Source organism: Hafnia paralvei, from assembly GCF_020150375.1.
GTDB lineage: Bacteria > Pseudomonadota > Gammaproteobacteria > Enterobacterales > Enterobacteriaceae > Hafnia > Hafnia paralvei.
The window spans coordinates 4,533,412-4,558,290 of record NZ_CP083737.1 but is presented as its reverse complement, the minus strand read 5'-3'; the positions used below and the strand labels follow the sequence as shown (position 1 = coordinate 4,558,290).

The following is a 24,879-nucleotide window of genomic DNA, read 5'->3' as shown; positions in this document are numbered from 1 at the left end:
ATTTTTTGTGAGTTTTTAACTTTAGCTTGAAACCGCAGGTGGGAATACACACCAACTATAAACGCCTTAACCCAAACTCCCCTGTTATCTCCTTTTTCACAACACCTCTATAGCAAAACTGGGTCCCTAAACGCGTAAAAATTGGACATAGATCACAATTGTTCGCTACCAAACCCAAATTCATTAGCAGCAAAACCTTTATTTTGCTGTGGGTATAAGACTTTTCTAACTTACGCCGATAGCCAATCAGAGTGCATATTTTTCCCCAAGACAAGGCAAGGACACTATGTTTAAAAACCTAAAAATCAGAACAGGATTGTTACTGCTGCTAGCAGTATTTGCCATACTTCAACTTGCCGCTAGCGGTATGGGAATATATTTTATTAATCAAAATGATAAGGACATTAATTTTCTTGAAACGACGGCCAATGAACAGAAGGTTTTATCCGATTCTCGTGATGCCGTATTGCGTCTGAGATCAATTATCGATAGCACGTTTATTCAATTAACCAATCGCATGCCGGTTAATGTTCCTCAAGTGGTTAAGGCTTTGCGTCATGAATTGCAAACCTCGCAGCAGAACTTTGAACTGTTTATGAAAATTCCTGGGCTAACCATGGAACAGCCAGAGCTGGGTAAGATCATGAAAAAAGCTCAGGAGGATCAGGTGGCGAGCGCATTAACCAATATTGGTATCTTCGAGAATTTCACTACCCCAGAGCAGCTGCAAAAGAGCATGACGGACTATCAGGATGCTCGTCAGAAGGCTCGTAGCGGTTACGATGAAAAATACAAAAATTATGAACAACTGCGTCAGGAGAATCTGGTCAAGATCAGCGAAATCAGTAAGGCTTCATATCGAATCTCTATTTTGGTGATGTGTGCGATTTTGGTGGTGGTCGCTCTACTATTCTTGGCAGCCTATTTCTGGCTAGATCGTATTTTAGTGAAACCCTTAAGCAAGGTTTCTGGCTATTTTGAGCAAATTGGTAAAGGCGATCTTCGCCATACGATTGAAGTCGAAAACAATAATGAAATTGGTCGGTTGTGTGCCTCGTTGCAAGAAATGCAGTATGAATTGATCGAGACGGTGAAATCCATCCGCGACGGCGTGGATTCTATCAACATTGGCACTCAAGAAATCTCTGCGGGTAATACCGATCTGTCTAGCCGAACCGAGGAGCAAGCCTCTGCTCTAGCGCAGACTGCTGCGAGCATGGAGCAGATTTCATCTACCGTTAAGCTTAACGCTGATAATGCTGTGCAGGCTTCGTCAATGATCCAAGCTTCTGCCACCATCGCCAATGAAGGTGAGCAGCAGATGAAAGAGATGAATAGCAAAATGCACGTGATTAAAACCAATGCGCAGAAGATGGGTGACATTATTAGCGTCATAGACAGTATTGCGTTCCAAACCAATATTCTGGCGCTAAATGCGGCGGTAGAAGCCGCTCGGGCTGGAGAGGCTGGTCGTGGATTTGCTGTGGTCGCTAGCGAGGTTCGTAATCTTGCTCAACGGTCTGCGCAGTCCGCTAAGGAGATTAACAGCCTAATATCTGAGTCTTCCCACCATATTCAGGAAGGTGCGGAGCTGGCAGACAAAACTGGGTTAACCATAGCGGAAATGACGGGTGCCATTACTAAGGCAAGCACGATGATGGATAGCATTTCTTATGCGTCTGAAGAACAAAGCCGTGGAGTAGAACAGATCCGCGTGGCGATCACTCAGATGGATCAGGTGACGCAACAGAACGCCGCATTAGTAGAACAGGTGGCAACGACGGCGACCAACGTGGAAGAGCTCTCTGGCTCATTAAGCAATGCCGTAGCGGTCTTTCAGATTAAAGGGATGAATGACAAGTTTTCTGTCAAGCAAACGGCGGCTAAGGTGGCAGACCTAGACGAAAACTGGATTTAAGTGCCGCCTATTTTCCGTCAGGGGTTTTAAATTTTAAACGTAAAAAAGGGCACCCTAAGGTGCCCTGATATCAGACGTGAACGATCGTTAAAGAAGATTAGTCTTCTTTAGGGCCACGAGCTGCGCGGCGACGGTCGTTTTCTGTCAGGTGACGTTTACGAATACGTACTGATACTGGAGTAACTTCTACCAGTTCGTCGTCATCGATGAATTCCAGCGCTTGTTCCAGAGACATTTTGATCGCAGGAACCAGAGTGGTTGCTTCATCGGTACCGGAAGCACGCATGTTAGTCAGTTTCTTACCGGTCAGGCAGTTTACAGTCAGGTCGTTAGAACGAGTATGAATACCGATGATCTGGCCTTCATAAACTTCAGCACCGTGACCCAAGAACAGCTTACCGCGATCCTGCAGACCGAACAGAGCAAACGCAACCGCTTTACCCTGACCGTTAGAGATCAGCACGCCGTTCTGACGTTGGCCGATATCGCCTGGACGTACATCGTCGTAATGGCTGAAAGTGGAGTACAGCAAGCCAGTACCAGAAGTCATAGTCATGAATTCAGTACGGAAGCCGATCAGGCCACGAGCAGGGATGATGTAATCCAAACGGATACGACCCTTGCCATCTGGAACCATGTTTTTAACGTCGCCCTTACGTTCACCCATGGCTTGCATGACTGAACCCTGGTGCTGCTCTTCGATATCCAGAGTGACGTTTTCAAACGGTTCTTGCATACGGCCATCAATCTTACGGTTGATAACCTTAGGACGAGATACTGCCAGCTCGAAGCCTTCACGACGCATGTTTTCGATCAGAACCGACAGGTGAAGTTCACCACGGCCTGAAACGCGGAATGCGTCAGCATCTTCGGTTTCTTCAACGCGCAGAGCAACGTTGTGTACCAGTTCTTTCTGCAGACGCTCCAGAATCTGACGGGAGGTCACGTACTTACCTTCTTTACCGCAGAACGGAGAGGTGTTTACGCAGAAATACATGGTCACGGTTGGTTCATCAACGCTCAGCGCAGGCAGAGCTTCAACATTACCGACTTCACAGATGGTGTCAGAAATGTTCAGTTCACCCAGACCGGTGATTGCGATGATGTCGCCAGCTTCAGCAACGTCAGCTTCGATACGCTCCAGACCCATATGGGTCAGAACTTTACCGACTTTACCGTTACGTGTTTTGCCTTCGCTATCGATCAAAGTCACCTGTTGGTTAGGTTTGATTTTACCGCGTTTGATGCGGCCGATACCGATTACGCCTACATAGTTGTTGTAGTCCAGCTGAGAGATTTGCATCTGGAAAGGTGCGTCAGCTTCAACTTGTGGCGGAGATACATGGTCAACAATCGCTTGATACAGCGGAGTCATGTCGTCGGCCATATCGTTATGGTCCAGACCCGCGATACCGTTTAACGCAGAAGCGTAAACGATTGGGAAGTCCAGCTGCTCGTCGGTTGCATCCAAGTTGACGAACAGGTCGAATACCTGATCGACAACCCAGTCAGGACGCGCGCCAGGACGGTCAACTTTGTTGATAACCACAATAGGTTTCAGACCATTAGCAAATGCTTTTTTGGTCACGAAACGTGTCTGCGGCATAGGGCCATCCATTGCGTCAACAACCAGCAGTACCGAGTCAACCATAGACATTACACGTTCAACTTCACCACCGAAGTCAGCATGCCCCGGGGTATCCACGATGTTGATACGGTAGTCTTTCCAATTAATAGCGGTGTTTTTCGCGAGGATGGTAATCCCACGCTCTTTCTCCAAATCGTTGGAGTCCATTACGCGTTCAGTTGCTTCTTCACGTTCACCGAATGTACCGGATTGTTGTAGCAACTTGTCAACCAGGGTAGTTTTCCCATGGTCAACGTGCGCAATAATGGCGATGTTACGCAGATTTTCGATCACAGCTTTGCCTCAGGCATTAGAAATAGCGCGCTATTGTACACGTAATAAGCGAGGGACTAAACAAGATCACAAGCATCTCTTATAAACAACCGTAAAAAGGTGAGTTTGTGATCCTATTCACGATGCCAAACGGCGCGGGAATGAACAATTTGCACTGGAATGGTGCATATGAAATCTTACATTGCACCATTCTGGTGCGGAATTCTATTCTAGTGCATAGTCTCCTACCACCAGATACGCCAATTATGCGCTTTCCGAGCGATTTGTAAAGTTGGCATGGTTTTAGCTTGTATAAATTTATGGTGAATAAACCATTTAAATATACAGATTCGTTCCACGACGACCTTAGGCAACCGGGAGTAGAGTATGTCCGCTGAACACGTATTAACAATGCTGAATGAGCATGAAGTCAAATTCGTAGACCTGCGTTTTACTGATACTAAAGGTAAAGAACAGCACGTTACGATCCCTGCTCATCAAGTCAATGCTGACTTCTTTGAAGAAGGCAAAATGTTTGACGGCTCCTCTATCGGTGGATGGAAAGGTATCAATGAATCCGACATGGTGCTGATGCCTGATGCAAGCACTGCGGTTCTGGATCCTTTCTTTGAAGAGCCAACTCTGATTATCCGTTGTGACATTCTTGAGCCAGGCACCATGCAGGGCTACGATCGTGATCCGCGTTCCATCTCTAAACGTGCAGAGGATTTCCTGCGTTCTTCTGGCATTGCGGACACCGTTCTGTTTGGGCCAGAGCCAGAATTCTTCTTGTTCGATGACATTCGCTTCGGTAGCAGTATCCGTGGTTCCCACGTCGCTATCGACGATATCGAAGGCGCATGGAACTCCAGCACCAAGTACGAAGGCGGCAACAAAGGCCATCGTCCTGCGGTGAAAGGCGGTTATTTCCCAGTTCCTCCAGTCGATTCTTCGCAGGACATTCGTTCTACCATGTGTCTGACTATGGAAGATATGGGCTTGGTGGTTGAAGCGCATCACCATGAAGTGGCAACTGCTGGTCAGAACGAAGTGGCAACCCGCTTCAATACCATGACCAAAAAAGCTGACGAAATTCAGATTTACAAATACGTGGTTCACAATGTGGCTCACGCGTTTGGCAAAACCGCCACCTTTATGCCTAAGCCAATGTTTGGTGATAACGGTTCTGGTATGCACTGCCATATGTCTCTCTCCAAGAACGGGACTAACCTGTTCGCAGGCGACAAATACGGCGGTCTGTCTGAAATGGCGCTGTACTACATCGGCGGCGTTATCAAACACGCGAAAGCAATTAACGCGCTGGCTAACCCAACCACTAACTCATACAAGCGTTTGGTTCCAGGCTATGAAGCTCCAGTTATGCTGGCGTACTCAGCCCGTAACCGTTCTGCTTCTATCCGTATTCCAGTGGTTGCAAGCCCTAAAGCGCGTCGTATCGAAGTTCGTTTCCCAGACCCAGCGGCTAACCCATACCTGTGCTTCGCGGCACTGCTGATGGCTGGCTTAGACGGCATTGCAAACAAAATCCATCCGGGCGATGCGATGGATAAAAACCTGTATGACCTGCCGCCAGAAGAAGCGAAAGAGATCCCAACCGTGGCGGGTTCTCTGGACGAAGCGCTGGCCTGTCTGGATGCAGACCGCGAATTCTTGACCCGTGGTGGCGTGTTCACCGATGACGCGATTGATGCTTACATTGCACTGCGTCAGGAAGAGATGGAACGTGTGCGCATGACTCCACATCCGGTTGAGTTCGAACTGTACTACAGCGTTTAAAACAGCGTTTAATTACACTCGTTTATGCGTTTGGCATCTCTTGGTGAGGTGCCGTTAAAAGATTCAAATTGGTTCGTCGATTTTTTGTTGCCGTGGAAACTTTATACCCATCTTCGGATGGGTTTTTTTCTCCACTTTTCTGAGCAACTCAACTTCTGGGTGGCAGTAGCGAAATTTTACTCGCTAAATCCCAAGGTTTTGAAAGCATGCTAAAGTGCATTTATCTTATTTGCACCAAAACAGTGCAGGAGCTCGTAGTATGGCTGACCAATCCCTGACCGATGCACAAACCGCACGTAAACAGCCTGATTCTGGGCAGATCCTCAATTCTCTTATTACCTGTGTTTTGCTGCTCGACCGTAATCTGGCAGTGCACTATGCCAACCCTGCTGCTCAGCAGCTACTGGCGCAAAGTTCACGCAAATTATTTGGTACGCCGTTGCCGGATTTGTTGGGGTATTTTTCGCTGAATGTGCGCTTGATGCACGACAGCTTGCATGCGGGGCAGGGGTTTACCGATAACGAAGTGACGCTGGTGATCGACGGGCATGCGCACATCATGGCGCTGACCGCCCAGCCAATGAGCGATGATTTTATTTTGCTGGAGCTGTCACCAATGGATAGCCAGCGTCGCCTTAGCCAAGAACAACTGCAACACGCCCAGCAGGTTGCCGCTCGCGATTTAGTTCGCGGCTTGGCGCATGAGATTAAAAATCCGCTAGGGGGATTACGCGGTGCAGCACAACTATTGGCTAAAGCGTTGCCGGATCAGTCACTGACTGAATACACCAAGGTGATTATTGAGCAAGCCGATCGATTGAGAAATCTGGTTGATCGTCTGCTTGGGCCACAGCGTCCGGGTCAGCATGTAACGCAGAGCATTCATCAGGTGGCAGAACGGGTGTGTCAGTTGGTATCGTTGGAGTGCCCCGATAACGTCACGCTGGTGCGAGATTACGATCCCAGCCTACCAGAGCTAGAGCACGACCCAGAACAAATAGAACAGGTGTTGCTGAATATCACACGCAACGCACTACAGGCGCTAGGCAATGCTGGCGGCACCATAACGCTGCGCACGCGCACTGCATTTCAACTCACGCTGCATGGCGAGCGCTATCGCCTCGCGGCGCGTATAGATATTGAAGATGATGGCCCGGGGATCCCCGCCCATCTGCACGATACTTTGTTTTATCCGATGGTCAGCGGCCGTGAAGGTGGTACTGGACTTGGCCTATCGATTGCGCGAAATCTTATCGATCAGCATCAGGGTAAAATAGAATTTAATAGCTGGCCGGGCCACACCGAATTTTCAGTTTACTTGCCTATTCGCAAGTAACTGACCAAACCGGCGTATCGCCCACCTGTAAACAGAGGTGACGACTATGACAACGCAACAAGGAATCGTCTGGATCGTAGATGATGACAGTTCCATTCGCTGGGTGCTGGAACGAGCACTGACCGGCGCGGGTATGCGCTGTGTCACGTTTGAGAACGGAAATCAGGTGCTAGATGCCTTAGCCACCCAAACGCCAGATGTTTTACTCTCTGATATTCGCATGCCGGGAATGGATGGTTTGGCGTTGCTTAAGCAGATTAAACAACGTCATCCGATGCTTCCGGTCATCATAATGACGGCGCATTCTGATTTGGATGCTGCGGTCAGTGCCTATCAGCAAGGGGCTTTCGATTATCTGCCAAAACCGTTTGATATTGATGAAGCGGTGGCTCTTGTTGAACGTGCAATCAGTCATTATCAAGAACAGCAGCAGCCAGCACGTAGTCAACCCGTAAACGATCCCGCAGCCGATATCATCGGCGAAGCGCCTGCTATGCAGGATGTTTTCCGCATTATTGGCCGCCTGTCTCGCTCTTCCATCAGCGTGCTGATTAACGGCGAGTCGGGTACTGGTAAAGAATTGGTTGCCCATGCTCTGCATCGCCACAGCCCTCGCGGAAAAGCGCCCTTTATTGCACTGAACATGGCGGCAATCCCTAAAGACCTGATTGAGTCGGAATTGTTTGGCCATGAAAAAGGGGCGTTTACTGGCGCCAATCAAATCCGTCAGGGGCGCTTTGAGCAAGCCGATGGCGGCACGTTGTTTTTGGATGAAATCGGTGACATGCCGTTGGATGTTCAAACCCGCTTGTTACGCGTGCTGGCAGATGGTCAGTTTTATCGCGTGGGGGGCTATGCGCCGGTAAAAGTGGATGTACGTATTATTGCCGCAACGCATCAAAATCTTGAGCAGCGCGTTCAGGAGGGGAAATTCCGTGAGGATTTATTCCATCGCCTGAATGTGATCCGTGTACACCTTCCGCCTTTACGTGAGCGCCGTGAGGATATTCCACGCTTGGCGCGTCATTTCTTAAAAGTTGCCGCTACCGAATTAGGCGTGGAAGCCAAAGTATTGCATCCCGATACCGAGCTGGCGCTAACGCGTTTGCCGTGGCCAGGCAACGTGCGTCAGTTAGAAAACACCTGTCGCTGGCTAACAGTAATGGCTGCGGGGCAGGAACTGCTCGTTCAGGATTTACCGAGCGAGCTATTTGAAACTAGCGTACCGGAAACCACGGGCGGAACGTCTCCCTCTGGTCACTGGTCAGCCTTATTAGCCCAATGGGCAGAACATGCTTTACGTTCAGGGCATCAAGATTTGTTATCTGAAGCACAGCCAGAGATGGAACGTATTCTGTTAACAACGGCTCTGCGCCATACCCAAGGACATAAACAGGAAGCGGCGAGATTGCTTGGCTGGGGGCGTAATACCCTGACGCGTAAGTTAAAAGAGTTGGGCATGGAGTAATGTGACACGATCTATCGGTTGTGTGTTAATGAATGGTATCTGGTTAATAAAAATACAATCGAGCGCACAAAAAAAGAGCTGGTCAGATCTTTAACCGCACCGTGTGGATCGGTATGATCGTCGACACCGTTTTTGGAGGATTATGATGATCGATTCGCTGCTTGCCATGATCTCGCATGGTACTGAATTAAGCGCTGCGGCTGGGCACACCTCGCAGACTGCATTTGCTGCTGTATTATGCGCTGCGCTATTTAATTTTTTTGGTTAATCAATTTCACTTTCTTCCCCATCTCTGAAAGGGCGTTGTTCTAACAACGCCCTTTTTTGTTGGCACAATCTTTAAAATGCACTCTGATTAAGACGTAATTCGGAACCCTGTGTGTGCCTTTCGCTGTTATGCTGAAATGAAAGGGGCTGAATTATCAGACAATCTTGACGCGCCCCTCACTATAAAATCGCGGATCTCCAAGGAGCGAACATGAAACCTGCCATCGTGTTGTATAAAACACTGCCGGCCGATCTACGGCAGAAGCTCAACCAGTATTTTAACGTAACTGCCTTTGACGAGCTTTCTCATCAAACCTATCCCGCATTTTTACAGGCGCTGAAAAATGCTGAAGGGCTGATTGGCTCGGGTGGGCGCATTGATGCAGACCTGCTGGCTCAGGCGCCAAAACTGCGGGCGGTTTCAACGATATCGGTGGGTTACGATAATTTTGATGTCGATGAGATGACGCGCCGTCATATTTTACTGATGCATACGCCGACGGTGTTAACTGAAACTGTGGCAGACACGCTGATGGGCTTGATGTTGGCAACGGCTCGCCGCATTCCCGAGTTGGATGCATGGGTACGCGCAGGTCATTGGAATGATAGCCTTGATGCGAAGTATTACGGAACAGACGTTCACCATAAAACCATCGGCATTCTTGGCATGGGGCGTATCGGGATGGCACTGGCGCAGCGTGCCCACTTTGGCTTTGGTATGAAGGTGCTTTACAACACGCGTACGCCAAACCTGGAAGCCAACCAAAAATATGCGGCTCAGCATTGCGATTTGGACACGCTGTTGACGCAGTCTGATTTCGTCTGCATTACGCTGCCGCTGACGCCACAAACGCACCACATGATTGGGCGTGAACAATTAGACAAAATGAAAAAGAGTGCCATTTTAATCAATGCAGGGCGCGGTCCTGTGGTTGATGAAGATGCACTGGTTGAAGCGCTTAAAGATGGAACAATCCATGCGGCCGGCTTAGATGTTTTCGAGCGGGAACCTTTGCCAAAAGACTCTGAGCTAATGACGCTTAAAAATGTCGTGCTAGCCCCCCATATTGGCTCTGCGACACATGAAACTCGTTATGGCATGGCGGAGTGCGCAGTAGATAACTTAATTGCGGCATTGACGGGAACAGCAAAGGAAAACTGCGTGAATCCGCAGGTGGTGCATAAAAAATAGAAATTATTAGGGCAGGTTTAACCTGCCCATAACATTTTTATTTACCCAACCATTTGAACTATAAAGAATAATACTGCTCTTTGACCTTCTGCCAATCTTCAGGAGGAATGGGGGACAAATATTTTTCTAACTGCTTAAAATCGTGCAGTACCGCCTTTTGCCTAACCCAGCGGCGGCGGCTTTTTTCTAAGTCCAAAAATCCAGCCAATACTTCACCACGGCTCTTCACATAAATATGACGCACGTAGCAGCAGCCATGCTGGCGATTAACGCTATGCATTTTTTTGAAAGCAACGGCGATCTGTTTAAACATTTCTGCCTTTACTTCAGGACTGCAGTCGAGATGCATATTTTGTTCATACCAGTCACCAATGCTGACGAAATCCTTCATATCTTCCGTCACCAATAATGCACGCCACTCACCGTTAATTTGTAACGCTTTGCCATAAACGATTTTGGGAACAATCACACCAGCTGCGGCGAGTTCATCAATGACTTGAATCTCACGCACAATCGTTGGGCGACCAAACGGATAACGTAGCGAGTGGAATAGATGCGCTACCTGACGTTTTACATAGAGCGTTTTTCCGTCACGTTCGATGCGCTGAACGCCACTCATACCTTTGCGCCGTTCGTTGGGCTCTTCGACCCAATCACCTTCGGTTGCCCACCAGCGCTGAAACTCATCTAACTCTTTTTTCGATGCCATACTCGCCCCTCGCGAGAAATTTTCTTCACTTAATCACTGTTTGGACATCCCTAAATCCACAGGAGAAGATACCAAACAATGAAATAATAATCACAACAACTAATAGTTAACTTAGCTTAAAGGGCTATGTTTACCAGCGCTCTCCTTGCTATTTATTGTTTTGTAGGAATTATTGTTTTGTAGAAAACTCGCGCGGTGTAATGCATGAGGCATGTGATTGGAAGAAGAGAGAAATCGAATTAGCGGACAGCAAATATCCAATTTGCAGTTTTAATAGGTGAAACGTTTCATAATGGCAGCGGTTATGTGGTTTACACCACAGTTGTATGCAGCGGCTTTTGCGAGAATCTGCAGTAACTATAAGTGGTTATGACATTTTCATAGACCACTGGCGAGCAAGTCATATGCCGCCTTTTATTACCTGTTAATCAAGGATGTGTACGATGAGCGATATCGCCCTTACGGTGAGTATGCTGGCGCTTGTTGCTGTTCTGGGATTGTGGATCGGCAATTGGCGTATATATGGTGTGGGGCTCGGAATTGGTGGTGTGCTGTTTGGCGGGATTGTGGTTGGTCATTTTGCACAATCGTATGATCTCAGTCTTAACGGCGATATGCTGCATTTCATTCAGGAATTCGGCCTGATTTTATTCGTATATACCATTGGGATTCAGGTCGGTCCTGGCTTCTTCTCCTCTCTGCGTGTATCTGGATTGAGGTTGAATGGCTTTGCCATTCTTATGGTGGTTCTGAGCGGTATCGTAACTGCGTTAGTGCATAAGATTTTTGATGTTCCTCTGCCTGTCATTTTAGGCGTATTTTCAGGCGCGGTAACCAACACTCCAGCGCTAGGTGCTGGGCAACAAATCCTGACTGATTTAGGCTCGGATCCTGCGTTAGTCGATAAAATGGGGATGGGCTATGCAATGGCTTATCCGTTCGGGATTTGTGGCATTTTGCTGGTGATGTGGATCCTGCGTTTAATATTTCGCATCAGTGTTGATGCTGAAGCTAAAGACTTTGATTCAAAAAATGGATTGAAGCATGAACTGCTGCAAACGATGAATATCTCGGTGCGAAATCCAAATCTCGCGGGGCTGCCTATCCGTGATGTGCCTATTATCAACAGTGATGAAATTGTTTGTTCACGCCTAAAACGGGGTGAACATTTGATGGTTCCCATGCCAAATACAATATTGGAGCTGGGAGATCTTATCCATCTGGTGGGGCAACGACAGGATTTGGAAAACGCGCGTCTGGTGATCGGCGATCAGGTCGATACTTCGCTTTCCACACGTGGTACTGAGCTTCAGGTAAGCCGTGTCGTGGTGACTAACGAAAAAGTATTGGGCAAGAAAATCCGTGATCTGAATCTAAAGCAGAAGTATGACGTCGTTATTTCACGCCTTAATCGTTCCGGTGTAGAGCTGGTGGCGAGCAGCAATGCTAGTCTCCAGTTTGGCGATATTTTGAATTTGGTAGGGCGCCCTGAATCTATCGATCAGGTTGCAGATATCGTCGGGAATGCTCAGCAGAAGCTGCAACAGGTGCAGATGCTACCGGTATTTATCGGTATCGGTCTCGGTGTTTTGCTTGGCTCTATCCCGCTGTTTATCCCTGGGTTCCCTGCGGCGCTGAAGCTGGGATTGGCCGGTGGCCCTCTTGTCGTGGCATTAATCTTGGGACGTATCGGCAGCATCGGTAAACTGTATTGGTTTATGCCTCCAAGCGCTAACCTTGCGCTGCGCGAGCTGGGGATTGTGCTGTTCTTATCGGTTGTGGGGCTGAAATCGGGTGGGAATTTTATCGATACGCTGGTCAACGGCGATGGGGTTTCATGGATTGGCTACGGTATTTTGATCACCGCTATCCCGCTGCTCACGGCAGGTATTCTGGCTCGAGCCATGGCAAAAATGAACTACCTGACTATCTGCGGTATGTTGGCTGGCTCAATGACCGATCCTCCGGCGCTGGCTTTTGCTAATGGCCTACACCCCACTAGCGGCGCAGCAGCGCTGTCATATGCAACAGTTTACCCATTGGCGATGTTCTTAAGGATTATGTCTCCGCAGCTGTTAGCGGTGATTTTTTGGACAATGTAGTGGCATAAGCTCGGGTCTATGGAAGGGGCTTCTATGCTATCGCGGTGGATGCGCTTTTTACCGCGTCGTTTGGCCGACCGGTCTCAGAGCGCACATCCTGTACGCCCTCGACCTACCGCCATCTTCCCTGATGGCGGTTCTAGGATGTATTTCATCTAGGGTGTTTGAATTTATGCATCAACGGTGAAAGGTTTCGTCCGCCCGTTAGCATTTATGTGTCCATGACACCGCTGGCGTAGGCGTCCGACGAGAGGTTACCAGCGCGTAACCTCTCGACTCTCGCGCTTTTTACCGCGTCGCTTGGCCGACCGGTCTCGGAGCGCACATCCTGTACGCCCTCGACCTACCGCCATCTTCCCTGATGGCGGTTCTATCATGTATTTCATCTAACACGAAAAGACAAAACAATATTGTTTGTCTTTGTTTAGGTCTTGGTAGGTAGAGCCGGCACGACAGGGATGTCGTGACTGAGTTTGGGGCGCCCTGGATGGGCGATACCAAACCGTAGCGGAGATGGCGTCTCGGATAAAAGCGCGCGAGTGCAGAGACCACGCGCTGGTGGCCTCTGCCCGTACGCCTAAACTAGTGTATCAATGAAGCTCGGTATGGACAGGCGGGCGGAATATTACACTTCAGTCCCATAAACGATCGGCGTGTGGAATCACGGCACAACAGTGACATAGGCGATCGAAACATTACACCGCAGCCCCACGAATTCTCACTTCACACTATTATTCCCCTTCACTCTCGAATATTCTTACTCTGCTAACTTTTTATTAACAGGAGTCACGAATGTCTTCTCATGATGAGTACCTACAGCGCGCTTTAGCGTTGGCGGCGGAGAGCGTTGAGCAGGGCGGGCGTCCATTTGGTGCGGTAATCGTACGTAATGGAGAGGTTGTCGCCGAAGCGGTGAATACCATTCATCTTAACGGTGACCCAACGGCACATGCCGAGCTGAACGGCATTCGTGATGTTTCTACACGTCATGGTAGTACTGCGCTGCGTGAGTGTGTGGTCTATGCAAGCGGTCAGCCTTGCCCAATGTGCTTGAGTGCCATGTATCTGACCGGCGTGCAGGCGGTGTATTTCGCCAACGGTAATCAGGATGGGGAAGACTATAAACTCTCTACTGCAGCGATTTATCAGCAACTGCAGTTACCGTTAGAACAGCAAACTTTGCCAATCCATCATTTACCGCAGTTGAATGGTCGTAAGCTGTATGAACGTTGGGCGCAAAAGCAGTCATGAGCCAAACACAAAAGCATGGATTGATGTTGTTAGTTTTGGTGTTGATCGGCCTGAACATGCGTCCGTTGTTGACGTCTATTGGTCCATTGCTGCCACAGTTACGTGAAGCCAGTGGGATGAGTTTCACTGCCGTTTCGTTGTTAACCGCGTTGCCCGTTGTCGCGATGGGCGTTTTAGCATTGGCGGGTGGTTGGGTTGATCGCCATTTCAGCGAGCGTAATAGTGTGGCATTGAGCCTGTTGGCCATTGCCGTGGGGGCTTTACTGCGGGAACTGGCACCGCAAAGCCTATTGCTGCTGAGCAGCGCGTTGCTTGGCGGTATTGGCATCGGGATTATTCAAGCGGTAATGCCGGCGGTGATCAAACGAACATTCCAGCGGCGTATGCCATTGGTGATGGGACTGTGGTCAGCGGCATTGATGGGTGGTGGTGGTTTAGGCGCGGCGCTAACACCTTGGTTAGCTGAGCATAGCGACGTTTGGCATCGTTCTTTAGCATGGTGGGCGTTGCCAGCACTGGTTGCGTTAATTGGCTGGTGGCCGCAGAGTAAATCGCTCAACCAGCCGATAAAATCGTCGCAATTAGCGCAGCCATTGCGGCTACATCTTAGTCCACGCGCGTGGACGCTGGGCCTGTATTTTGGGTTGATCAACGGCGGTTATACCAGCCTGATTGCATGGCTTCCACCTTACTATATGCAGCTTGGTGCCACGGCACAGTTCAGTGGTAGTTTGCTGGCGTTGATGACGGTAGGGCAGGCGGCAGGCGCGCTCATTCTGCCTATGTTTGCGCGTAAACAAGATCGGCGCAGCCTATTAATGGCGGCGCTTACGTTACAACTGATCGGTTTCTGCGGATTTATCTGGTTGCCACTCCAGATGTCGGTACTGTGGGCGGTAGTGTGCGGTTTTGGGCTCGGTGGTGCTTTCCCGCTGTGTTTGGTTCTGGCTCTCGACCATTCACCTCAGCCAGCTATTGCGGGGCGTTTAGTGGCCTTTATGCAAGGTATTGGTTTTATCGTCGCCGGGCTATCGCCGTATCTTTCCGGTTTACTACGTAGCTTAAGCGGTAACTTCCTGCTGGATTGGATGTTCCATGCAGTGCTGGTGGTCGGGCTTATGCTGCTGACGCTGCGCTTTGTTCCGTCACATTATCCACGAGAATGGGCACTGAGCCGCCATTAAAAAATCGCCAGCGTTTAAAGCGCTGGCGATTGTCTTTGGCGTCAAAACGGCTATTTCAAGGAGACCGTCAGCTCTCCGCAGCCTTGCTGTGGGATAATGATAATACCCATTTCGTCAGGCTGTACTGAACCGTTGGTCGCAGAATTCACGCTGTGAATATTGCGTAAGCACAGACTCCAGTTGCGCGCGTTACCTGTGCTGCTGACATGGAGTTGCTTGCCTTCACGTCGTACGCTAAGCGTGAACTGAGTACTGCCGTCGGCGGCAGGGATCACCGCTTGAGCCAGTGCGCCGTCTTCGAGGACGAACAGGTGGAAAACAGTGCCGTCGGCATAGTCGTAATCTGGTTTCTGGCTATTATTTCCAATCGCAATCAGGCTATTTGGGCGAACATATAGCGGCAGGCTGTTGAAGTCATGGCGCTCTTTACGCCAGCCGCCGGTGACTTCTTGGTTGGTGTACAAATGTGTCCAACGGCCAGTCGGCAAGTAGACGCTAACGTCGCCGTTTTCGCTGAATACCGGTGCAACCAGCAGCGAATCTCCCAACATGTATTGGCGATCCAGATAATCACAGCCAGGATCGTCTGGGAACTCTAGCATCATGGCGCGCATCACTGGTGAACCCGTATCCCTTGCCTGTGCAGATGCGGCATACAGATACGGCATCAAGCGGCATTTCCACTCGGTGAAGAAGCGCACTACGTCGCAGGCTTCATCATCATATGCCCATGGCACACGATAAGATTTGCTACCGTGCAAGCGACTGTGGCTGGAGAGCAAACCAAATGCGCACCAACGTTTGTAGACGTGAGCTGGCGCGGTATTTTCGAATCCGCCAATATCATGACTCCAAAAGCCAAACCCAGACAACCCTAGCGACAATCCCCCACGCAGGCTTTCAGCCATGGATTCATAGTTGGCGTAGCAGTCGCCGCCCCAGTGAACGGGGAATTGCTGTGCGCCCACGGATGCCGAGCGTGCAAACAACACCGCCTCATCTTTACCCAATGTCTGCTGCAAGACTTCGTAAACTAACTTGTTGTAAATAAAAGCATAGTGGTTATGCATTTTTTGTGGACATGAACCGTCATGCCATACGACATCTGTCGGGATGCGTTCGCCGAAATCGGTTTTGAAGCAATCCACTCCCATATGAATCAGGCGTTTCAGATGGTTGGCATACCAGTCACAGGCGGCTGGATTAGTGAAATCGACAATTCCCTGTCCTGGTTGCCATTTATCCCACTGCCATACGTCGCCGTTCGGGCGTTTAAGCAGATAGCCTTTTTCCATCCCCTCTTTGAACAGCGGAGATTTTTGTCCAATGTAGGGGTTAATCCATACGCAGATTTTTAATCCTCGCGCTTTCAAGCGTTTGAGCATGCCTTGCGGATCGGGAAAGGTTTCTGCATCCCATTCAAAATCACACCATTGGAATGCCTTCATCCAGAAGCAGTCAAAGTGGAATACGTGTAGCGGCAGATTACGTTCCGCCATGCCGTCGATAAAGCTATTGACGGTTTTTTCGTCGTAGTTAGTGGTGAATGAAGTCGTTAGCCATAGGCCGAATGACCACGCAGGCGGCAGTGCTGGGCGGCCTGTTAGACGAGTATAGCGATCGAGAACCTGTTTCGGCGTTGGGCCGTCAAAGATCAGATATTCCAGATATTCGCCTTCTACACTGAACTGCACTTTCGAGACTTTTTCTGAGCCTATTTCAAATGACACGCATTCGGGATGATTCACCAGCACGCCGTAACCGCGGTTGGTTAAGTAGAATGGAATATTTTTGTAGGCTTGTTCGGTACTGGTGCCGCCGTCTCGATTCCAGGTTTCAACGTTTTGCCCGTTTTTCACGAAAGCAGTGAATCGTTCACCTAAGCCATAGACGGTTTCACCGACGCCTAAATCGAGACGCTCATACAGATGTGTTTTGCCCTCTTTAGCGTTCTGAACATAGCCATTGGATTTCGCTACGCTGCCAGTAATACGTTCGCCACTGCGTAGAAAGTCTAACGCCCAGTTTTCACCTTTGGTGACTCGCACGCTGAGATTTCCGCTATGCAGCGCGGCAAAACTATGGGTGTCTTCCATCCGAATGAGATGTTCGGTGGAGTGAGTTAAGGGATACTGTGGCCCGCGTTCCACTCGTCCAGCAAAGTGTGCGATGCGTACACCGATCACGCCTTCCTGCGGGGAGAATAAACGCAGCGTAAACAACGGTGTGTCTAGCTGTGCAGAACGAACGCTCGCGTCGCGTGGGGCGGCATAGACGATCATCTCACGGTCATGTTGTTCCACCTCGAATACATATAATGGGTGGATTAGGCTGAGTCCTTCTTGGATGAGCCAGTTACCGTCACTGATTTTCATGACTTAAGTCCTCTGATGTCTTCATCTCTTGATTAAATTCTTGTTCGTTACGGCGTACACCTGCGGCTAGCTCTTTTAGGATGCGATTGATGAAAGGAGTACGTAGGGTGTAAAGGCGAGCCGCAATCACGGCGCTAAGGAAGTAGCAAATGGCTGGAACCAGCGTGAATAGGGCAATAATGCTGGCCATGGTGGCGCTATTTTGAGTTGCTGCGCCGGATTGGTAGCCTGAGCCCGCGAGCATCCAACCAATCAACGCACCGCCGAGTGCCAGACCCAGTTTTAGAACGAATAACGTACCGGCAAAGCTGATCCCTGTGAGACGTTTTCCGCTTTTCCATTCGCCGTAATCAACCGTATCGGACATCATCACCCACTGAATTGGGGTGACCAACTGATGCAGGATGCCGATGATAAAGATGAATACAAACATGGTGATATTCGCGCCGATAGGTACAAAGAACATCGCTACGCTCAATACCGTTAAAATCGCGTTGGTCCACCAGAATACGCTTACTTTGCATTTCCAATCAGTCAGTGGCTTGGCAGCAGCGCTGCCAAAAAGATTGCCAACGCAGTAAACGGTTAAGAACACGGTAAATACGGGGGGATTGTGAAGTAGGGATAGAAGATTAAACAACGCTGAGCCTTCTGGTGGAGCACCAAGCACATAGGTGACGTAGTACATCATTGCCCCTCCGCGCACAGACACCGCCAAAATATTAAAGATGGTTAGCAGGCCGACGATACGCCATTGATCATTGCGCATGATGTCTCTGAGATCTTCACGCATGCTGCCCTGAATCGCGCCTTCATCGCTAATACGTTCTTTGGTGGTAGCGAAACAGATAGCCAACATGAATACAGCGACAAGGGCGAGTATCGCAATCCCTCCTTGAAAACCGAAAGCCTGATTGCCTTTACCGACGAAATTGACCAGTGGCATCATGAGTACGGTACTTAGCATGCCGCCGGCGGTCGCCAGCACGAAGCGATAGGACTGTAGGGAAATACGCTGTGTTGGATCGGCAGTGATAACGCCGCCTAGTGCGCAATATGGAATGTTGACGACGGTATACATAAGCGTTAACAGCGTATAAGTACATGCGGCGTAAACCATTTTTGCCGTTAGGCTAAGATCTGGCGTGCTGTAGGCGAAGACACAGACGATGCCGAATGGAATGGCGGCGAATAGCACATAGGGGCGAAACTTCCCCCAGCGGGTACGGGTGCGATCGGCCACCAGACCCATGACGGGGTCGGAAATAGCATCCAGCGCTCGAGCCACTAAAAACATGGTGCCAACGAAGCCGGCTGGAATACCAAAAATATCCGTATAAAAAAACATCATGTAAAACATGACATTATCAAAAACGATATGGCTAGCGGCGTCGCCTAGCCCATAACCGATTTTTTCCCGCATTGACAGAATATGGTTGCTCATATATCCCTCTGAGGCGCATCTAGTGTGAATTCAATACGCCATTTTTAGAGCAAGGATATATCGCTAACCATTGTGTTTTTTGGTTCTGAAATTATGTTTTGTGTTTTATGTGATCAAGGTAACCGGTTTTGAAACAGAGTTATTATAGGGAAAGATGAGACGCAGTTAAGTTATTAGCTGCGTCTATATTTTAGGCGCGCGTACGCCAGAAATCGTAATAGATGTGGTCTACCTGAAAATCAACGTTGGCACTATCGCCGGTCAGCTTCCAGCCTAGATGGAAGGCAAAATCAAAGGCGACGCCCAGACCTTTACCACTCAGTAAGTTGCCGTCTTCAACGATCTTTTCATCCACGTATATACCGTCTTTCACATCCTGATAAAGCTCGCCTGAGCAAGTATAGCGGCGCCCCTTGAGCAGATGATTACCGCCCAGTACGCGGGCAGCGGCAGAACAGATGGGGCAAATCCATTTCCCTGCTTCGTCGTGGCGACGAATGAATTCAACCACTAAGGGGTTCGCGGCAAGATTAACGGTTCCTTCTGGCCCGCCGGGGATCACAACGGCGTCGAAGGTTTCATCCATATTGCGTTCCAGAAGTGCATCGGCAAACATCCGAATATTATGGTAGCTGGTGATTTCCAACATATCTTGGCAGGCTAACGTGGTGACGCTGATATTAAGGCGGCGCAACACGTCGATGGTCATGATAGCTTCGGCTTCTTCAAACCCTTTAGCCAGCAATACAGCGACTTTCTTAGACATGGTATCTCCTGCAAATTAGGGGCGGTTATTTATGCAGCGAAGAGTACCAAATTTGTACCGATAAAAATAAAACGATGTTTTGAATATGCCATAGGCGTCGCGAAACAAGGATTTATCCTTTAGCATTGCAGGGATTTCGGGGTATAATTGCCGACTCTCTCGATCTCCTAATGGAAGATCATCGTCCCCGGTGGGGCGGCTGGACTTCAAATCCAGTTGGGGCCGCCAGCGGTCCCGGGCAGGTTCGACTCCTGTGATCTTCCGCCAACTTGCCTCTACTGAACTCTTCCAACGTCAACTAGGCCCCCCCTGTTAAACCTTTGTGTATCAAGCTCTCCATATATCCCGAGGTCAACCGGCATCAAACGGTTTTGGGGGGGTATCAGGTTAGTTACTGGCGGAAATCCCTCAGGAGGATGGATTCATCAAAGGCCGGAGGATGTCATAGCGCTAACCGATGCTAAAGTTAAAACCGCGAAGTTATCCGGTTCATGGATTTTGTTCGCGACAATCCGCATCAGCAGGTCTTTGAGGACGATCTGTTCACCATTCGCTATTTCCAGAAAGGTAGCGGACATATCACGTTTAAACGCCTTGAACTGGTGGAGAAGATGAATGACATTGTAGCGAAGCATTATCTGGGAGCGCTGCCCGCAAAATAAACGCTATCTGCGTAATGAGCTTCACCAGGAATTTCTGGCATACTAAGCGGATTACAGCATTGCTAGTCAGATGTAAGCGGAGGCGGCATGACAGATAAATACTTAACCCAATCCCCGGCAGGCGAATTTGTTATGTTTGCCAGTGATGACGGTGAAGTTCGTGTTGAATGCCGCTTTGAGCAAGAGACGTTATGGCTCTCTCAGGCAACCATCGCAAGCCTTTATCAGATCACTCCTCAGGCCGTTACACAGCACATTAAAGCGATCTATGAAGAAGGCGAACTTGAACAAAACGCAACCTGTAAGTCTTACTTACAAGTTCAACAGGAAGGTGGCCGTCAGGTAAGCCGCAACAGGCTTCACTACAGCCTGCCTGTTATTCTTGCTGTAGGCTACCGCGTTCGCTCCCCTCGCGGCACGCAGTTCCGCCAGTGGGCAACCCAGACGCTCCAGGAATATCTGATCAAAGGTTTTGTGATGGACGATGAGCGGCTGAAAAATCCGCCAGTGGGTTCTTCTGCTGTGCCCGATTACTTCGATGAGATGCTCGAACGCATCCGCGATATTCGGGCCAGCGAGCGACGGGTTTATTTACGGGTGCGGGAGATTTTTGCGTTAGCTGCCGACTATCAACCGTCGCTAAAAGAAACCACTCAGTTCTTTCAAACCATCCAGAACAAGTTGCATTTTGCCTGCACCGGACATACCGCCGCTGAACTCATTCATCTGCGTGCTGACGCCAGCCAGCCGCATATGGGGCTGACCAGCTATAAAGGTGAAGAGGTACGTAAGGGTGACGTGACGGTGGCAAAAAATTATCTCACTCAGGATGAGGTTAGCGAACTCAATCGCGTGGTTAACATGTGGCTGGATTTTGCCGAAGATCAGGCCCGCCGCCGTCAGCAGGTATTTCTGCGCGACTGGCAGGATAAGCTGGATCAGTTCCTGCAATTTAACGACCGTGAGGTTTTGCAAGGTGCTGGTACGGTCAGTAAGAAAATGGCCGATGAAAAAGCCCAGGCTGAATATAGTCAGTTTGCTGAGCAGCAGCGCCGCTTAAAAGAAGCCGAAGGCGAGAAGGATATTGCCGCTTTGCTACAGTGGAAAACAGAGCCGAAAAAGTAACTCAGAATGCCTCCGCCCTCACAAGGAAAATCATTTGGGGGTGCTTATGGGAGTTACTCATTTATCAAATATTAATATTAAATCAACAAGTGAACCATCAAATACGACTCCTGTAATCGCCAATTTGCCTCTACTGAACCCCACGTAATTCAATCAATCCTGTGTTCCGTAGTCAGAATCCTGTGATTTTTTGTTCGTCAGAAATTGATACGACTTCTAGCCTTAATGGATTTAGGTGCTACGTTTTTATTTGCGGGCAGAAGAGTGGCTGTGGCATAGAGGTGAACTTACTTAATTGGTTGCACAATCAGTAGATCACATAACTCTATGCCCGTCCTTTTTTACCCGCTAGTGACCGCGGATCCACGAGTGACCCACTTATCAAACATAAAGCAATTACAGAACGGCTTTAACCTGTTTCACTACGTTTTCTACGGTGAAGCCAAACTCTTCGAACAATTGCTCTGCTGGAGCTGATTCACCGAAGGTGGTCATGCCCACAACCGCGCCGTTCAGGCCAACGTATTTGTACCAGTAGTCAGCGATGCTGGCTTCGATAGCAACACGCGCAGCAACCGCTTTCGGCAGTACCGCTTCACGGTAAGCAGGATCTTGTTTGTCGAACGCATCGGTAGACGGCATGGAAACCACGCGCGCTTTGATGCCTTCAGCAGACAGCTGATCCCAGGCCGCAACAGCCAGTTCAACTTCAGAACCGGTTGCGATCAGGATCAGTTCAGGCTGGCCTGCACAATCTTTCAGGACGTATGCGCCACGAGCGATATCCGCCAGTTGCTGCTCAGTACGATCCTGCTGTGCTAGGTTCTGACGGGAGAAGATCAGCGCGGTCGGGCCGTCGTGACGTTCTACTGCGTATTTCCACGCCACCGCTGATTCAACCTGGTCACACGGACGCCATGTGCTCATGTTTGGCGTCACACGCAGGGCAGCAAGCTGCTCTATCGGCTGGTGAGTTGGGCCATCTTCGCCCAGACCGATGGAGTCGTGGGTATAAACCATCACCTGGCGTTGCTTCATCAGCGCGGCCATACGCACCGCGTTACGGGCATATTCAACGAACATCAGGAAGGTGGAGGTGTACGGCAGGAAACCACCGTGCAGCGCGATACCGTTGGCAATCGCCGTCATACCGAATTCACGTACACCGTAATGGATGTAGTTACCGGCCAGATCTTCGTTGATCGCTTTTGAACCAGACCAGATCGTCAGGTTAGATGGTGCCAGATCGGCGGAGCCGCCGAGGAATTCAGGCAGAAAGTGGCCGAAGGCTTCGATAGTGTTCTGGGAGGCTTTACGGCTGGCAATTTTTGCCGGGTTAGCTTGCAGGCTCTTGATGAACTCCTGCGCTTTAGCAGCAAACTCAGCAGGCATTTCGCCTTTCATACGGCGGGTAAATTCTGCGGCTTCCTGCGGGAAAGCTTTAGCGTAGGCTGCGAACTTCTCGTTCCATGCCGATTCTTTCGCCTGGCCTGCTTCTTTCGCATCCCACTGAGCGTAGATCTCTGACGGGATTTCGAATGGCGCGTATTTCCAGCCCAACTGCTCACGGGTCAGCGCGATTTCTGCGTCACCTAAAGGTGCGCCGTGGGAATCGTGCGTACCGGCTTTGTTTGGTGAACCGAAACCGATGATGGTTTTGCACATCAGCAGTGAAGGTTTGTCAGTTACTGCTTTCGCTTCTTCAACAGCGCGTTTAATAGCGTCTGCATCGTGGCCGTCCAAGCCGCGCACCACGTGCCAGCCGTAGGCTTCAAAGCGTTTCGCCGTATCGTCAGTGAACCAGCCTTCAACGTGGCCGTCGATAGAGATACCGTTGTCATCATAGAAGGCAACCAGTTTACCCAGACCCAGCGTACCGGCCAGTGAGCAAACTTCATGGGAGATACCTTCCATCATGCAGCCATCACCCATAAAGGTGTAGGTGAAGTGGTCAACGATATTATGACCAGGGCGGTTGAACTGTGCGGCCATAGTGCGTTCCGCAATCGCCATACCCACTGCGTTCGCAACGCCCTGACCCAGTGGGCCAGTGGTGGTTTCCACACCTGCGGTGTAGCCCACTTCCGGATGACCTGGGGTTTTGGAATGCAGCTGACGGAAGTTTTTCAGTTCTTCAATCGGCAGGTCATAACCTGTGAGGTGCAGCAGGCTGTAAATCAACATTGAGCCGTGGCCGTTAGACAGCACGAAACGGTCGCGGTCAGCCCATGCAGGGTTCTGCGGGTTATGGTTCAGGAAATCGCGCCACAGGACTTCGGCAATGTCGGCCATACCCATAGGGGCGCCCGGATGACCGGATTTGGCTTTTTGTACTGCGTCCATGCTGAGTGCACGAATAGCATTGGATAACTCTTGTCGTGTTGTCATGTTCTACCTTGAAAATTTATTGAAAACTCAGGAAAAAGTGATCGTAACGAGGTGAAATCCGTATCGAGCGGTAGTCTTCTAACGCTGGAATCTGACCCAAATTATGGGGTACCGAGTGTGCAGTTTTCACTTCAACCGCTTGGCAGCCCGCAGCCCAAACAGACTGTAGTCCTGCGAGGGAATCTTCAAACGCGGCACACTGCTCCGGCTGTATGCCGAGACGCTCAGCGCCCAACAAGAAAGGCTGCGGATGAGGTTTGCCATGGATTATGTTTTCGCTGGTGATCAGGACGGGGGGAAGGGGTAAACCGGTTTGGCGGATCCGTGCGGCAGCTACTTTCATCGAACCCGAGGTCACAATCCCCCACGGGATCTCCAACTCATTCAGCCGTGTCAGAAATGTGCTGGCACCGGGGAGAGCCTCAATACCTTCGGTGTGAGTGGCTTCATACTCTTCCAGTGCTAAAAACTGGTGGTGTAATTCCGCTTCGCTCGCTTGCGGCAGAAAGTGCCGGAGGGTACTTATTGCCGGTTTGCCATGTAAAAAATTTCTCACCTCGAGCGCACACAGGCCATGCATCTCGGCCCAACGTGTCCAAGAATGCTCAACAAAATTGAGAGAAGTTACCAGCGTGCCATCCAAATCAAATAATAAAGCCTTACAGTGCATAGCGCTGCCCTCTAATGAATATCTGACTTCATCTTAGAGCGCAGGAAAGTAATTAAAATAGTAATAAAAAGACATTTATATAAATAAAGTTACCTTCATTTCATTTTTCAAACCTGTGATGAATATCTCAAAACCTCGCAGAACAATAGATATGAAAATTAATTCATTTAAATCAATAGAATGAAGGAGATGTGGTTGTCTATAAAACTGAGATAGCAATCACACTTTTACTATTATAAAACTCAACTACAGCAAAGGTCACAATTTTACTATGTAAAAACAGCTTTTGCCCCACGAGGATAGAGGCATGGGTGACGTGAAAAAT

At 49.5% G+C, this 24,879-nt stretch carries 17 protein-coding genes, 1 tRNA gene and 1 pseudogene; 12 read left to right on the top strand and 7 right to left on the bottom strand.

Annotated elements, in window-relative coordinates; all coding sequences use genetic code 11:
- The first annotated feature begins 286 nt into the window (after nucleotides 1-286).
- On the top strand, nucleotides 287-1,918 hold the full coding sequence (locus tag K9N75_RS21045; RefSeq protein ID WP_224452074.1) for a methyl-accepting chemotaxis protein: 1,632 nt from the start codon (nucleotides 287-289) through the stop codon (nucleotides 1,916-1,918).
- Between the two features lie 97 nt (nucleotides 1,919-2,015).
- On the opposite strand, the gene typA is transcribed toward K9N75_RS21045, so the two are convergent.
- Nucleotides 2,016-3,839: a ribosome-dependent GTPase TypA gene (typA, locus tag K9N75_RS21040; RefSeq protein WP_004096787.1), complete on the bottom strand. Its 1,824-nt coding sequence runs from the start codon at nucleotides 3,837-3,839 to the stop codon at nucleotides 2,016-2,018.
- 366 nt (nucleotides 3,840-4,205) lie between these two features.
- On the opposite strand from typA, the gene glnA reads away from it, so the two are divergent.
- The 5 genes from glnA to ghrB all read left to right on the top strand — a co-directional run bounded on the left by glnA (nucleotide 4,206) and on the right by ghrB (nucleotide 9,878).
- On the top strand, nucleotides 4,206-5,615 hold the full coding sequence (gene glnA, locus K9N75_RS21035; RefSeq protein WP_004096786.1) for a glutamate--ammonia ligase: 1,410 nt from the start codon (nucleotides 4,206-4,208) through the stop codon (nucleotides 5,613-5,615).
- A gap of 259 nt (nucleotides 5,616-5,874) precedes the next feature.
- Complete coding sequence (glnL, locus tag K9N75_RS21030) at nucleotides 5,875-6,951, top strand: nitrogen regulation protein NR(II) (protein ID WP_004096784.1); 1,077 nt, start codon at nucleotides 5,875-5,877, stop codon at nucleotides 6,949-6,951.
- Between the two features lie 46 nt (nucleotides 6,952-6,997).
- On the top strand, nucleotides 6,998-8,419 hold the full coding sequence (glnG, locus tag K9N75_RS21025; protein ID WP_008815627.1) for a nitrogen regulation protein NR(I): 1,422 nt from the start codon (nucleotides 6,998-7,000) through the stop codon (nucleotides 8,417-8,419).
- 142 nt (nucleotides 8,420-8,561) lie between these two features.
- Nucleotides 8,562-8,687 carry a YshB family small membrane protein gene (locus tag K9N75_RS21020; RefSeq protein WP_371419455.1) on the top strand — a complete coding sequence of 42 codons (126 nt, stop codon included), beginning with the start codon at nucleotides 8,562-8,564 and terminating at the stop codon, nucleotides 8,685-8,687.
- A gap of 210 nt (nucleotides 8,688-8,897) precedes the next feature.
- On the top strand, nucleotides 8,898-9,878 hold the full coding sequence (gene ghrB, locus K9N75_RS21015; RefSeq protein ID WP_008815626.1) for a glyoxylate/hydroxypyruvate reductase GhrB: 981 nt from the start codon (nucleotides 8,898-8,900) through the stop codon (nucleotides 9,876-9,878).
- A 58-nt stretch (nucleotides 9,879-9,936) separates the two neighbouring features.
- Here the strand turns inward: ghrB and inaA are convergent, their stop codons facing one another.
- Nucleotides 9,937-10,587 (bottom strand): lipopolysaccharide kinase InaA, encoded by a 651-nt coding sequence (gene inaA / locus K9N75_RS21010; RefSeq protein WP_039186048.1) that lies wholly within the window; start codon nucleotides 10,585-10,587, stop codon nucleotides 9,937-9,939.
- A gap of 443 nt (nucleotides 10,588-11,030) precedes the next feature.
- On the opposite strand from inaA, the gene K9N75_RS21005 reads away from it, so the two are divergent.
- The 3 genes from K9N75_RS21005 (at nucleotide 11,031) to K9N75_RS20995 (ending at nucleotide 15,124) form a co-directional block, all read left to right on the top strand.
- Nucleotides 11,031-12,689, top strand: coding sequence for a putative transporter (locus K9N75_RS21005; RefSeq protein WP_008815624.1), 1,659 nt, complete (start codon nucleotides 11,031-11,033; stop codon nucleotides 12,687-12,689).
- A gap of 792 nt (nucleotides 12,690-13,481) precedes the next feature.
- Nucleotides 13,482-13,940 carry a nucleoside deaminase gene (locus K9N75_RS21000; RefSeq protein ID WP_004091228.1) on the top strand — a complete coding sequence of 153 codons (459 nt, stop codon included), beginning with the start codon at nucleotides 13,482-13,484 and terminating at the stop codon, nucleotides 13,938-13,940.
- Complete coding sequence (locus K9N75_RS20995) at nucleotides 13,937-15,124, top strand: cyanate transporter (RefSeq protein ID WP_008815623.1); 1,188 nt, start codon at nucleotides 13,937-13,939, stop codon at nucleotides 15,122-15,124. Before K9N75_RS21000 ends, K9N75_RS20995 begins: the two co-directional genes overlap by 4 nt.
- A gap of 50 nt (nucleotides 15,125-15,174) precedes the next feature.
- Here K9N75_RS20995 and yicI read toward each other — a convergent pair whose 3' ends face one another.
- The 3 genes from yicI to K9N75_RS20980 form a co-directional block, all read right to left on the bottom strand.
- Nucleotides 15,175-17,499 carry an alpha-xylosidase gene (yicI, locus tag K9N75_RS20990; protein ID WP_224452073.1) on the bottom strand — a complete coding sequence of 775 codons (2,325 nt, stop codon included), beginning with the start codon at nucleotides 17,497-17,499 and terminating at the stop codon, nucleotides 15,175-15,177.
- The gene (locus K9N75_RS20985; protein ID WP_008815621.1) at nucleotides 17,486-18,943 is read right to left on the bottom strand and encodes a glycoside-pentoside-hexuronide family transporter; all 1,458 of its coding nucleotides are present in this window, start codon (nucleotides 18,941-18,943) and stop codon (nucleotides 17,486-17,488) included. The genes yicI and K9N75_RS20985 overlap by 14 nt, the downstream gene beginning before the upstream one ends.
- A gap of 190 nt (nucleotides 18,944-19,133) precedes the next feature.
- The gene (locus tag K9N75_RS20980) at nucleotides 19,134-19,709 is read right to left on the bottom strand and encodes a DJ-1/PfpI family protein (RefSeq protein ID WP_008815620.1); all 576 of its coding nucleotides are present in this window, start codon (nucleotides 19,707-19,709) and stop codon (nucleotides 19,134-19,136) included.
- Between the two features lie 172 nt (nucleotides 19,710-19,881).
- Here K9N75_RS20980 and K9N75_RS20975 point away from each other — a divergent pair.
- The 3 genes and pseudogenes from K9N75_RS20975 to rhuM all read left to right on the top strand — a co-directional run bounded on the left by K9N75_RS20975 (nucleotide 19,882) and on the right by rhuM (nucleotide 21,496).
- Nucleotides 19,882-19,976: transfer RNA gene (locus K9N75_RS20975), tRNA-Sec, on the top strand.
- A 215-nt stretch (nucleotides 19,977-20,191) separates the two neighbouring features.
- Nucleotides 20,192-20,371: pseudogene (locus K9N75_RS20970) on the top strand (DUF4942 domain-containing protein); the annotation flags it as partial.
- Between the two features lie 87 nt (nucleotides 20,372-20,458).
- Nucleotides 20,459-21,496: a virulence protein RhuM gene (gene rhuM / locus K9N75_RS20965; RefSeq protein ID WP_061059407.1), complete on the top strand. Its 1,038-nt coding sequence runs from the start codon at nucleotides 20,459-20,461 to the stop codon at nucleotides 21,494-21,496.
- Between the two features lie 396 nt (nucleotides 21,497-21,892).
- On the opposite strand, the gene tkt is transcribed toward rhuM, so the two are convergent.
- Together tkt and K9N75_RS20955 are read right to left on the bottom strand one after the other, a co-directional pair.
- Nucleotides 21,893-23,884, bottom strand: coding sequence for a transketolase (gene tkt / locus K9N75_RS20960; protein ID WP_224452072.1), 1,992 nt, complete (start codon nucleotides 23,882-23,884; stop codon nucleotides 21,893-21,895).
- A gap of 16 nt (nucleotides 23,885-23,900) precedes the next feature.
- A complete protein-coding gene (locus K9N75_RS20955; protein WP_130996001.1) occupies nucleotides 23,901-24,554 on the bottom strand; it encodes an HAD-IA family hydrolase in 654 nt (217 codons plus the stop codon).
- Between the last annotated feature and the right edge of the window lie 325 nt (nucleotides 24,555-24,879).